Genomic DNA, 14,247 nt, shown 5'->3' with positions numbered 1-14,247 from the left:
ACGTACCAGTTGTTCTCAACGTGCACCTCATGAAATGTAGACAGTTCAGAATCTTGTATTAAAAAAGGAAAAACCGGTAAGCGCCAACGATACAAATGCATTGACTGTAATAAATATCAACAAGAAAGGTATACCTACAATTCATATTTGGTGTCAGACGTTGAGATCATAAATCTAGTAAAAGAAGGTGTTGGAATCAGGAGTACCGGTCGTTTATTGCAAATATCCAATTCAACGGTAATAAGACGTATTCTGAGAATTGCACGAAATTCAAAGGGAAAAACCCCGTTCCAGTCGGAAGAACCTACCAGGTAGATGAATTATTCACGTATGTCAGTAGTAAAAACAATCGTATTTGTATCGCATATTCTTTAAACCCGGAAACCGGTGAAGTTATTAGTTTTGTCGTTGGGAGAAGCAAAACCTGAATCTGCGAACGCACCTGAAACGTTTGAACCGCAGTACCATTTGTTATTCGAAATCACTAGCGATGCTTTTAGCGGTTGTGAAGATTTATTGTTGGGAATAAAGTCTAAATTTAGGGCTCAATACGGGTGACATTACTGATTGTAAGAGCTTATAGTCTGAATACATAAAGAATATTGAATTACAATGGAAAATATTGGCTGGAGCAAAATAAAAACAGGAGTGGGTTATGCAACCCACATTCCGGAAGCAATTAAACATTTAGGTTCTTTTTTGGAGGAAGAAAGACACAAGGCATATTGGAATATTGATAATTATGTTGTTGTCCAATCGGATTTATACGAAGCTGCTTATTATGTTATTGAACCTATTCTTGAATTGATGGAAAAGGAATACACCGTTAATCGTCTGTATCCATTAAGAATTTTAACTGAAATAGCCATAGGCGGAAGCTCTGAATCTATCAAAACTGAAAAATATGGAATAACAACAGTAGGTGAGGCTTGTATGAGATGTCTGAGAGATAATAGGGAACGAATTGAGAAAATAACCGTACATGATGAGAACGAAATTGAAGAAAAGGAAACTTTGATAGAAGAAATTGAGTAGGGCATTATAGTAGTGCTATCAATCATCACCTTTAATGCAATGCGGTTACCACGTTATTTAACGCTACTTGCACGTTCGATTCCAATGCCGGTACACCGGTTGCAAACTACGGAACCCTGAACGTTACCACTACAGCGGGCAGCAACAATTTTGTGCAGCGAAGCTTTGCTACGGTTTCCGGTATTACTTACCAGTTGTTTATCCGCGCCAATAAAGGGACTGCAGCCAATCTAAAAGTGAGCGCGGGAACTATAGTCACAAACTACACCCTGGTAAGCGGTCAGATGAACATCATCACCTTTACTGCGAATGCCGCATCTACCAATATCGTCATCCAGCCAACAACAACCGTTGCAAGCACTTTCAAGGTGGACGAAGTGGTGTTAAGTTCAGCGAGTCTGTATGAGGCGGTTGTCCTTATGAAATCGACTACTACCCATTTGGTATGCGCTGGGACGTATCATGATGTATGAACGAATGTTTTTCTTAAAGGGCATTTCTTTGGAGAATAGCTATCCCAACAGAATCTTTTTTAGAGTATTCACTTTTAGCTATTCTGATCCCAAAACAATTCCATTAAAGAAATTACTTCCTTCAAAAACAGTAAAAGGCTCGAAAACTTATAATGTATTGATTAAATGACTAATCTCTTACATTTGTTTTTATTATTTCGAATTCATTATGGACTGGAAATTCATTTATAATCAACTTACCAAAAATTCTTTACTAATAAATATCCGAATCGTGATCTTTTTCAGTCAAAGTTTCATGAATAAACGTAAAGGTGCAGATTTGGGAATTATTGCACTTCCCTTTTTGATACCCTTATTTCTAATATTCAAGAGAACATTACATAATGAAACTGAAATAGGTATTTCAATAATAATTACTATTTCTTTACTGTTCTTACTAGCTTATCATGTAATCAAAAGAAATAAAAATATAGTTTTGGCTTTGAGGCCTGATATACACATTCTTTTAAAGAAGAATCTCAAAGAGTTTTATATAATTTGGGGATTATTTATGCTTATATCTTCTTTATTCAATGTAGCTTGGTACTTATTTTTGGTTTTTTTCATTTTTTAATGGTTAAGAATATTGGTAATGTTTTAGGTAAGTTGATGGATGCTTCTTAAAAACTAAAAAGATAACTGGAATAAAATCGATACATAAAACCAGGACGAGCCTTTGAAACAATAATCGATTGGTTTACTTCACTCCCGCGCCAGGGATTGGAGCGGCATCCTCTTCTGATTGATCCGGAAGAGATAAAGCGGAAAGCCCGGTGCTGGTAAACCATGAGGAACGAAATGGTTTGATCAGCAGGCGCCCAAAACATTTTACCAAAAGCTGGGCTTCTACAAAAACAAACTGGGAAGGAAAAACTACGAGTTGACCAATTACCTGGGGAACGTGCATGCAGTGATCACCGATCGCAAAGTCACGCACGCCAATGCAACAGCTTATGTATTTAATTCCAATACGGTGGATGGCTGGACAGCCGGTTCCAATGCCGGTACACCGGTTGCAAACTACGGAACCCTGAACGTTACCACTACAGCGGGAAGCAACAATTTTGTACAGCGAAGCTTTACTACTGTTTCCGGTACTACTTACCAGTTGTTTATCCGCGCCAATAAAGGGACTGCAGCCAATCTAAAAGTGAGCGCGGGAACTGTAGTCACCAACTACACCTTGGTAAGCGGTCAGATGAACATCATCACCTTTACTGCGAATGCCGCATCTACCAATATCGTCATCCAGCCAACAACTACCGTTGCAAGCACTTTCAACGTTGACGAAGTGGTGTTAAGTTCAGCGAGTCTGTATGAGGCGGTTGCGATTATGAAAACGATAACTATTGGGATGAACGTGCGACATTCGAAAATTTGGGAACAAAAAAAACGGTAACCAAAAAATGATAATCGGTTACTAATAATTAACTACCGGTACCAAACAAGGAGTTAGCAGAGGATGAAACAATATTACTTTCTTTACATATCCACTTTATTTAATTGGTAGAAGGTATATACTCACTAATTACCTTGCAAAGTAATTCCTTCGAATCGATGTTCCTTGAATAGATCTCACGATGAAAACTCGTAAGCTTTGTTAGTAAACGAATAAGCTCCAATTTTTCGCGAAGTGACAAATCTCCGGATACAATTTTAGTAGCTTGTCTGATCTTGAGCATATGCTCCTCTAGCAGGTCCTTCCCTTTGGAGGTGATTTCAATTAATTTACTTCGTTTATCTATTTCAGAATTAGTTTGAAGTACCCAGCCTTGTTTTATTAATCGATTGATAATTTGTATTCCGGTTGGCTTGTCTTGAATATTCATCCGGATCAAATCCATTTTACTCATTGTCCCGAAAGCCTTTAAATTGATCAGGTAGATAAACTCTTCCTGCGTAGAAAATGGAGAGTCCAAAATGATCGATTTGGAGTACATTTTAGCATATTTGCCAAGATGTGTGAGCATGGTACTAATGACACTTTCCGGAGATCTTCCCTGCTCTTTAAATTCCCAGGAAACTTCATCTGAGTGTTTTTTTTCAAGGGCATCATTATGTAAGATCCAACTTTTAAATCCATCAAGATCTGAAGAATAAAACTCTCCTTCGTTTTTAGATTCAAAATGTTCGAGAAGCTCAAGTACTTTCTTAATTAAATCGTAATTCGTTGACATTGAGTAATTATTAGTATATAAATATACCATAAATGGCAGATATCATTAGTTACAAATAAAAATTTAGTACTTAGTTATACTTATTCACATCAAAAAAATTCTCAAACGGTCATCCACATCTTTCTAATCCCCAGTAACCCAAACGATCTATAAATTGGATGTATACCCGATATGGATTTTGTTGTGAAAAGTGGTGATTTCTACAAATTAGTTGTTACGCAAGCTCTCATTCTCAATTCTCGCTCTGAGAAAAAAGCGTTTCAGAATGAGTATGAGACTAGAGGGAAAGAAAAAAGCGTAACCACTTTCGTAATTACGCTTTTTTCTTTGTAGCGGGGACACGACCACCATCGAACAAGGAGTTGGCTGAGGACATTCATAACATACAACTATTTTAGTCATGGCGTAAATAGTTTACGGTCTTCCGCCTGCATCTTTGCAACAATCAGTTAACAAGCTTCTGAAGATTTATTTTGCTATAACATATTTTAACAATCTCAAAAAGAAATAATTATAGTTGGAATTGCGTTTTTATTTTTTGTAACTAGATTGCAAACAACAACTTATTGTAACACTTAAATTATAATCACCATGCCGAACACTATTCTAAACAGTAGAAAGTTTACCGTAGCCGGACGAATTGACGCCTCTTTTACGCCGGAATCAACAGAATCCTTAGAAAAAATCTCAAACCTCGAAGTAGAACTCTGGCAAAAGAGTCCTATGGATGTTTTCTTCCTTGGAAAGGGAATTACTAACGATGATGGGGATTTTGAAATCACATTTACCGTAAACGATGAACCCAAATACCTCGTTGACGGCAGTATCGAGAACGTTTTTGCGAAAGTTTATTACCAGGGAACGCTCATTTCCGGAGAAAACCCCTATACAGATGACGATTTTACCCGCCGACCTATCAAAGACATTGTCTTGAGGGAAGGATATACAAACGTAGGATCTTATACCGTTCAAATTACTGCTTTTGAATTTCCGGTAAGCTCTGTTACTATTGCCGCTGAAAAACAAGTGACTACCCGAAACAGCATTCTGTTTAGCATTAAAGAATCAGAGAAGCTGGAGCGTCCTTTACCGGTTGGGTATCTATGCAGTTATGAAGGATTGATCGATGCTATCTCCAAAAGCTTTTTCAGTGCCTCTGTCGCATCGGTTAACGAAGGTTATTTGGAAATAGTTGTTCCGGTCCTTCCGGTTAGCGTGAAAACAAGTGATGAATTTATTGTAAACACAAAAATAAACGGAACTCCTTCCATTGCTTCTGAAAATGTTTATTTAAAAGTTGCTACTCCGGATCTCAGCACTGTTTTATATACCATGAACACGACTTTGGTGGTTCATGAAGGAAAACTTTGCGTTTATGGAAATGGGCTTTACTACCCGATTGCACTGACTCCAACAGGGCTTGGTACGGTCACAAGAATCGGAATTGATCCGGATGGTTCACTCTTTATGTACAATGAAGATACTCAGGACTGGGATACATATTCGGCCCTGACCTTTTACCAATTCCAATACCCGGAAAATCTGACGGTTTTTGCGGACGGAATGTATGAGGCAGGCGGAAGCGTGGGTACTATTACATCCGGTACTTTGGGGGATGCTACATTTGCACCTTTCTCTATCTCGGTAGAAAACACCGGTGTCTTCCCTATTGATATTGACTTAACCGTACAAGGGCCGGGAGGTGTTGGAACATTTTTCTCCGGTGTTATCCATGACCTGCTTCCGGGAAGTAAAAATTTTACGGTAATACAAACTTCTGCGTTTTGGGATACGCAATCTGACTCCCCGACACTTAATGACATCGAAACAATCAGCGGCACCACTTTTTCAACTGATCTGATAGATTTCCTGGAAGATGAAAATCTGGATACTATGGACACCCTGAAAAAAGCAGGTCCGATCCGGTATATTGATGGTTTACCTGATGTGGAAGACTCGGAATTAACCTTGCTTCAGGCACACGTCGATTTGTATACTGTAAACCGCGATGCCGAGCAAAACCAGTTTATGATCAGCAATGGTTATACCAATCTTTCCAAAATTGCAAACACGCCAAAAGATGTATTTATAGATGGAGTAGAAAGTGTCGCGATCACACTTTACGATGCGGCAAAAATTCATGATACAGTAGCTCAAAATCACAAATTGTTATCCAATCTATTGGTCGGAAAATTGGGGGATTACGAATTAAAAACACATTATATTCCGGATATTGAAAATTCCAACTTTGCTCAAACAGCATTTTCGAAATTCATTAACCGTTGCGACTGCGAAGACTGTACTTCAGCAGTGAGTCCGTTCTCTTACTTGGTAGATCTGGTAAAATACGGTGCAAAACACATTAGCAAAGCGAGTATTCCCTCTTATTCGCCTATCAATTACAATGCATTTTTAACCCTACTGGAAGACTATTTCTTCCAGCCATTCGGATCTTTTTCGGTGGATTGTGATACCCTGCACAAAGAATATTGCCGTTTACGCTTGGTAACAGAGATCTTAGAACAATATGTTGCAACAAAAACACTTCCGACAGAAGTACTGGAGCGATTAGAGAACGACCGCAAGAACTTTTTGCTATTGACTTACAAAACCATCCTTGTTCAATCTGGAACATCTTACGAAGAACTACGCAGTATTGTAGCGATACAAGATTTGGATGATAAAAAAGAGGCTGCACAACGTTTCGCTGATAAACTGGGAATTTTGTTATATGCACCACCGAGCACTACGCAATATACGGCTGACCGCATGTGGCTGACTTTTGATAATGCATCCGCTGCTCAGGAATTGACGGCAGAGAATCTGGAAATTATTTACGGTTTCAGGGATACAGAACGAGATGTATTGACAAACCCCGCTGAAGCATTGGTGCTAACTTGGAAGAATGAATACCTCCTGGAAACTTGGAAAAAGGTAGATTATTATTTCTCTGCATATAGCCGGGAAGGCGTTGATCCGGGTAATGATCTTACATTCAAAGCCGAATGGAAACCAATCATCGATCCTGATATGATCGGAAGAGGTGATATGACCTATAAATCTTCCGACTTTGCTCTGGATCTGTGGAGACATAGAAAAGAAAATACGGACATTTTTTTAAGTTATTTTGCCTCTGATGAAGAGATTCTCTCACGAACTTCAGCAGATATCCATGGAAGAATTTTAAGGGTACCAGGTATTAATCTCTCGGGTGTAAATTTTTTAGATAATAAAATTCGTTTACAAGACCCATCTGATTCAGAATTTAAAGATTTTGAACTGTTTAACGTTTCATTAAATGGCGCAAATACAGATTTGAGATTGAAGAAATCTACTCCGGAGGTCTCCCAATTGGCTTTATTTCAACCGGAAGGAGATACTCCTGTCATGAGGTATGATAATGTTGTTTCTGTAATCAACCCGCTTCCTGATGATGATTCAGCTATAACATTAATCTGGGATGGGCCTGCAATTCAAAATTATTTGGTAGGGGGACGTGCTAAACTTATCAGTAGTGGAAGTCCGCTTGTTTTCAACACAGAGAATACAATCGGATTTTATACCATGACGGTTTCTTCGGTTTCCGTTACTCCTGGAGGTACTGAGGTAGAATTAGTTTTAGGATCAGATTTACCGGCAGAATTTGTTGCAGGAAACGTCAGTTTTATCTATGAAGCGGAAGTCTTATTAGATACAACAACTATTCCTGATCCGGAAAAGATCTGTACCAAACTTTTTGAAAAGTCGTTTGAATATGACTATTTGAACCCTGCTCCAGCCGGGATGATAGATCCATTTACATATACAATTGGAGAAGCACCCTTGACTTGGCCAGGGTCAATTGATACAGAACCGACCTATTACACAAAGCTGAAAAAGTTGTATGAAATCATTCGTTCAGGAGATACAGCAGAAGCTTATATGGACCTGATCACTGAAAATCTATATACAGATGCGTTTGGATTTAGCGTGTTCATGGAAAATTTAATCGCTTGTGAACAATATCTGGATTCCATGTATTCTGTTGACAAACCTGAATCATCACAATTCTATCAAACAGCATCTATTTTTCGCAATTCTGCACGTACGAGGTTAAACACCATTTGGGTCAAGGAAGAAATTAACCATATCCCTACCGGTGGCACAGATCCAGAAAAATTGATGTTGGATGCCCGCTTTTTTTGGAAAGCCTTGAACGAACCGTCTACTGGTTCCTGGGACCCATCATTGCAGACCATTCCTGACAACTATCTTGAAATCACGAGTTCCAATGTTGCAATCATTGATCCGGAACTGGTATCCAGAGACCGACTGCTTATTTCACCCGATGCGGAACCTTACATAGATCTGTACGATACACGACAAGAGCAGCTGGAAGATAAGCGTACAGAATATTTCTCTTTACTCGTACCTTTTAATGCAGCAGGTTTTAAACGCATTTTGAACGAGATCAATACCGGAGACCAATTAACCAATTACGATATCAATCCACCATATGCAGATATGACGGCATTAATTACAGCTTTCCAGAGTAATGATGCATTCGTTAAGCAAGAGGCAATAGAAGTATTGAATGATGCATTTGCACTTACCCCGGAAGAATTTTCATTGATTATCCCGGTAATGACAGCGTACCAGGATGCGGATCCGTCCAATCAGCCTACACCAGTTGAATTGCGTTCTGTCGCCGATTTGTTGGTTACAGCTTGTAAGAGAAAACAAATGTACTTTACAGATAATATGGGAAATGGATGGATTTTACCGGAGATTTCTATGGGTATCAAATATTATAATGTATTTCAACTCAGAATGGATCCTATGAGAGGAAATTCCCAGGATCGTTCGTTGTGGCAACAAACATTGGCTAAATGGAACCGCGTTCCGACCGTTTTCCCGGATATTGTTCCTCCGGAAAACATTAAAAAGTTTGTTCAGGGAGAAACGGTTCACGACATATGGGTTGAAAGGAAACAAACTTTGGACATGGCTTTTGATCAGCTAAGTCTGTTCTTCAATGATTCATTTACCGCCGCCGAATTGTTCACTAGTATTCAGTCTCTTTTAAGCGTAATGATTTCCCGCTCAACTACCGGCGGTGTCGGTACTGAATACCTTCATTATTTCACGGACCTATTTGAAAAAGAAGATGCTGGCGAGGACATCCGACCTTATTTGAACCAGCTCGCTATTCAAATTGCAGAATACCGGGTACTGAGACAAATCTTTGAGGTACTAAAAGCCGAAAACTATAATGCTCCGACTCTTCCCTCCAACTTGTTGCCTTCCGAGTACGATGACCTCATTAATATAGTTATTCGTATTAATTTGATTACTACCGGGTACTTCGAATTTATTCAGCAAGAATATGCCGAAAATATAGTCTTACAAGGGGAAGATTTCCAAAATTACACTCCGGCGATTATTAATTTCCCGATCAACCTAGTACAAGATACCCAACAATGGCGTTCTCCGAACGCAGATAAAAAGGCTTGGAAGGATACTTTGAATACGCGAATTGAACGTAAAGAAAAAGTGACGGAAGCATGGAATTCTGTGATTGAGGAAACCGAAGATATTACTTTGCCGGTTATGCGTGATGCATTGATCCAGGCGCTTAGAAATAATTGTGAATCATTCGATCAGGCAGCGGAACGGATTGCCAAAACATTGTTCATTGAGACCAAAGATAATTGTTGCGTAAAACATAGCCGTGTGTCACACGCGATTGAAACACTTCAGGGGCTTATTTTTGCTCTGGAAGCCGGGATTTATGATGACTACCTCAACGGATTCTCTTTTTCCGCGCCAAACTTCGATAAAGAATGGCAGTGGCTGGGTTCCTATGCAACCTGGCGATCAGCGGTGTTTACCTACATCTATCCTGAAAACCTGTTGTATCCAACCTTGAAACGCAGACAAAGTCCGGCGTTCATTGAATTGGCAGAAACCATTCAGAATGCAAATCGTTTCACACCGATCGATGCTTGCAAAGCCGCAAAAAAATACCAGGCCTATTTCGAAGACATTCAAAACCTGAAACTGGTCTGCACGGCAAATACGGATGCATACATCTTCCGTAAAGATCCTCTGGACTGTTGTGGTGATATGAATAACAGCATGCGCGAATACATGACTTTCTACTTCAGTCAAAGCACGCTCACTGATAAAGTGTATTATTCATCCAAAGCGTTCTATGCGACCGATCCGAACGAACACGATTTCTGGATAGAAATCCCGATCAGAAAGAAAGCAACAATCCTGGGTTGTCTTCCGATCAGTTCAGAATTTGATGACAACGGAAAGGCAACGAATGCCACTTTGTGGTTGTTCTATACTTTCAAAGAAGACGGAGAGTTCAAGCTGGCTTATCTGAAAAAAGACCTGATGACGGCCGGAAGTGAATGGGCAGAAGAAGAAACACTGGAGCTTCCGGATCTTACAGAAGTAACTTATTCCGATGCCTATCAAGGTATACAGGGTCCGTTCTCGAGTTCTCCTGACACCATAAATTATTCGTTGTTGAATAACCTGGATGTATTGACTCAAATTACTGTTTGTCAGCATTCCATAGAATGGGATTTTGTAAATTTTGTATTGTCCTACAAGCGATGGAATGGGGTAATGAGACACATTGTTATCCGATACATGCCTAAAGATGATTTCTTCGATACCAACATAGGAAATCTGATTTTCCTGGAGAATGATAAACTTCCAATAACTGGTGTTGTTCATAACATTACAACATCTGTTGCAAACCTCAATGCATTAACCGGTATCACTGTTGTTTTCAAAAATGAAATTCGCACCGGGTATTTTGGCAGTTTATCCGGCTTAGTTCCTATAATTCCGGTTAGCCTCTCTTATGCAAATATTATTGGTGTATTTAAGAAAGATCAGTCGCACGATACTTTTGTAGTTGCAAATCGGGATAACTCCGGATTTACAAAGTATACGGAAGTTTATGGAACGTTTACCAACAATCCGCTGGTGCTGAATCTTCACCAGTCAGCTTTGACTGCGGATACATTTAATAAAAATGTGCTATCCATAGCGCCGCGCTTTAACAGTTCTGTTTGGGAATCGGCAAATGCCGTAACCATATACAATGAAAACATCCTTTCGGGTGTAATTTTCCGGATTAATATGACATCACTGGGTGCTGTGCTTGCATTTGCTCTTGCTCCTGAAAAAAGTGTAACCGTGCAAATCGAATCCGGGGATTGTATTGACAACTTTGATCTGCGCACTACCAATATCAAATTGCACATGCGTGCCAATTTAAATGCACCGCAGGGAAATCCGGCAGGATCATTATTCCGGACAAATTCGATCAAAGAAGTGTTGTATGAGGCCTATTATTTTGTCCCGATGCTGATTGCACTGGATCAGCAGCAAAGGGGTGACTATCCGACGGCACTGGATTGGTATCAGTCGGTTTACGATTATACCAATAACCTGGCTAGTAAACGCAAAATCTTCTACGGATTGGTACTCGAAGAATCCATTGTAAACGTGTTCGACCGTCCGTCAGACTGGCTACTCGACCCGCTCAATCCGCATTTAATTGCTCAAACCCGCGTCAATGCATATACGAAGTATACGTTGATGAACATCATCCAATGTATGACCGCTTATGGAGACCGGGAATTCACGATCGATACGATCGAAACGGTTCCGAATGCACGAAAATTGTATACGGAAGTATTGGATCTTTTAAAAGTAAGCGAACTGAATGTGAAGCCGTCGCAATGTTATACGAGTTCACATGCTTGTTTTGAAACTGCTATTGAAGCTCCGGTTGACCTATATTGGTCAAATGCATTTGTGCAGTTGCAATCCGAATTGGAAGGCCTGAATAGTGTAGCATGGATTAACGAAGCTTCCTCTGAATTGGTTACTATTTTCAACGGGGAATCATCCATGCAGGAAAAATTCTCTTCCGGATTCACTTTCCTTTCGGAATTCAAAGATTCGCATCCTGTTGAAGCGGCCGATTCGGTAACGGAGCTCATGGATGGGATTGGTAGTCGCATGGACGATGCATATCGCTACCTGCTCGCGGGTTTGGATACACAATCATTCAACAACGTGGTAGGTGCTCATTTCACGAATACCTTGGCAACACTGGCTTCTTCCACTGCCGACGAGGTTTCATCTCCTTTGAATCAGGGAAAAATCAGCTGGTTAAGAAATCCAATTCCTCCGAATGCCAATGTATTGAATGTTAATTTTACGACCAGTTCGGGAACACAGCTGCTAAAAAATCCGGATCTGGCATACAATCCGTTCCAGCCGGCACCAGCTGCTTTGCAAGCCAACCTGGTATTTGCGAATGCATCCGCTTTGTACCACCCGTTCTTGTATGCTGAAGACTATGTGCCATTTGTGGATTACGCTTTCTGTTTGCCTTCTAATCCGGTGTATGCTGCATTGGAACTGAAAGCCAACCTGGAATTGTTCAAGATTTTCAATTGCCGCAACATCGCCGGTATGGAACGTTCATTGGACATTTTTGCCGCACCAACTGATAGTGTGAGTGGTGTTCCGGTTATCGGTGCCGGAGGCAACCTGGTTCTTCCGGGAGTAGCAAACCTGGCTCCTTCTCAATACCGTTTCCGGGTGTTGATCGAACGCGCCAAACAATTGGTTTCCCAGGCACAGCAATTGGAGAGTCAGTTCTTGTCCACATTGGAAAAAGAAGATGCAGAGAATTACAGCCTGTTGCGTGCGAAACAAGATTTGCAAACAGCTAAAGCTACTGTTAAATTGCAGGATATGCGTGTAAAGCAAGCTTTGAATGAGGAAACAGTGGCTGATTTGCAATTGGACAAGGTCGAGTTTATGCAGAGTACGTATGATAATTGGATTAACGCAGGGCTTAATGCCTATGAATTAATTAGTATAATCCTATTAAATGTTTCTGCTGGATTACAAACAAATGCAGGTGCGGCGGCATTGACCCCAGCTGGGAAGTTTGATTTAGTAGGAAGTTTTAACAGTATTGCAGGTGCAATTTCGACAACTGCATCAGTTATGTCCCAAATGGCCTCTTATCAGCGACGTTCACAAGAATGGCAGTTCCAGAGTGATTTGGCGGGTTATGATATCAGTATTGCTAACCAGCAAATTAAAATTGCTGAACAAAATACTCGAATTGTTTCCCAGGAGCGTGAGATTGCTTCCATGAATATGGACCATGCAACAGATACGCTTGAATTTTTAAAAACTAAGTTTACCAATGCTGAACTGTATCGCTGGATGGGAAATGTATTGGAACGTACGTATAGCTATATGTTGAGTATTGCGACCGCTGTTGCAAGAACAGCTGAACAACAGTATTACTTCGAACAACAGGAGCAGGCAGGACCATTTATTTTAAATGACTATTGGGAAGTTCCTCAAACCGGAGCTTTAACTTTAACCGGTGGTGGTGGTGATCGCAGAGGTTTGACAGGAAGCGCACGTTTGTTACAGGATTTGACACGTTTGGATCAGTATGCTTTTGAAACAACCAAGCGCAAACTGCAAATGACTAAGATGATTTCATTAGGACAACATTTCCCGGATGCTTTCCAAACATTCCGGGAAACAGGCGTATTGAATTTTGATTTGACCAATCGTTTATTTGATTACGATTTCCCGGGGCATTACTTGCGTTTAATTAACGGAGTGAAAGTTTCAGTAATTGGTTTGGTACCGGTCTATGATAATATTAAAGCCACCTTGACAGCAGGAACAACTTCCTATACCGTAATTGAAGCGAACAATACCTTCCAGCGCATTCCAATCAGAAGAATGGAAACAGACCAAGTGGCGTTGACAGGAGCTTCCCGTGCAACGGGCATGTTTGAATTGCAGCCCATGCAAAATGAATTCCTGAATCCATTTGAGGGAATGGGAATCGAATCGCGCTGGGAATTTAAAATGCCGAAGTTCTCTAACAGGATGGATTTTAGTAATATCGCAGATGTGGTCATCGAAGTGGAATACACTGCTTTGGATAGCTTCCAATACCGCTTCCAGGTATTACAGGATATTGATAATACCCTTGGATTCAGCAGAGGATTCTCCTTCAAGAATGATTTTCCGGACCAGTGGTATGAACTAGCACAGGCTCAGGAAGGAAACACCTCTTTCTATGTTGACTTTGAATTGAAGCCAGAAATGTTCCCGGCTGGAGTTGATAATATCCGTTTGGATGGTTCAAATGTATTGTTGCATTTTGCACGGAAAGACGGGTTTACCGATGAAATCTCCATTGCGGACTTCAGTCTGATCACAGCAGGAAATAATGCTCAGCCAATGGACGGAGTGACCGTAAACGGAATATTTAGTGCCAATGCATTATCCAATGTCTTGAATACTCAAAGTCCAGCTACCCCATTTGTGAAATTGCGTCTAGCTTTTGCGAACACCCCAATCAACAGGGAGTTATTTAGCCAGGAACATGTAACGGATATTTTGGTATTGGTAAGTTGCAAAGCTGATCTACCTATATATCCCTTATAATGTTTATTTTAATA

6 protein-coding genes are annotated in these 14,247 nt (G+C 40.3%); 5 read left to right on the top strand and 1 reads right to left on the bottom strand.

Going from position 1 to position 14,247, the window contains the following annotated elements:
* Positions 1-451: 451 nt before the first annotated feature.
* From ABDW02_RS11750 to ABDW02_RS11735, 4 genes are all read left to right on the top strand, one after another.
* Positions 452-529, top strand: coding sequence for a hypothetical protein (locus tag ABDW02_RS11750; RefSeq protein WP_343635948.1), 78 nt, complete (start codon positions 452-454; stop codon positions 527-529).
* An 83-nt stretch (positions 530-612) separates the two neighbouring features.
* The gene (locus tag ABDW02_RS11745; protein ID WP_343634748.1) at positions 613-1,035 is read left to right on the top strand and encodes a hypothetical protein; all 423 of its coding nucleotides are present in this window, start codon (positions 613-615) and stop codon (positions 1,033-1,035) included.
* 152 nt (positions 1,036-1,187) lie between these two features.
* Complete coding sequence (locus tag ABDW02_RS11740) at positions 1,188-1,508, top strand: hypothetical protein (protein WP_343634747.1); 321 nt, start codon at positions 1,188-1,190, stop codon at positions 1,506-1,508.
* Between the two features lie 919 nt (positions 1,509-2,427).
* The gene (locus ABDW02_RS11735; protein WP_343634746.1) at positions 2,428-2,946 is read left to right on the top strand and encodes a hypothetical protein; all 519 of its coding nucleotides are present in this window, start codon (positions 2,428-2,430) and stop codon (positions 2,944-2,946) included.
* A 100-nt stretch (positions 2,947-3,046) separates the two neighbouring features.
* Here the strand turns inward: ABDW02_RS11735 and ABDW02_RS11730 are convergent, their stop codons facing one another.
* Positions 3,047-3,724 (bottom strand): winged helix DNA-binding protein, encoded by a 678-nt coding sequence (locus ABDW02_RS11730; RefSeq protein WP_343634745.1) that lies wholly within the window; start codon positions 3,722-3,724, stop codon positions 3,047-3,049.
* A gap of 591 nt (positions 3,725-4,315) precedes the next feature.
* Between ABDW02_RS11730 and ABDW02_RS11725 the strand changes: the two genes are divergently transcribed.
* Complete coding sequence (locus ABDW02_RS11725) at positions 4,316-14,233, top strand: neuraminidase-like domain-containing protein (protein WP_343634744.1); 9,918 nt, start codon at positions 4,316-4,318, stop codon at positions 14,231-14,233.
* The last annotated feature ends 14 nt before the right edge of the window (positions 14,234-14,247 follow it).

Source organism: Fluviicola sp., assembly GCF_039596395.1.
Lineage (GTDB): Bacteria > Bacteroidota > Bacteroidia > Flavobacteriales_D > Crocinitomicaceae > Fluviicola.
This window is presented reverse-complemented; position numbering and strand designations above follow the sequence as displayed.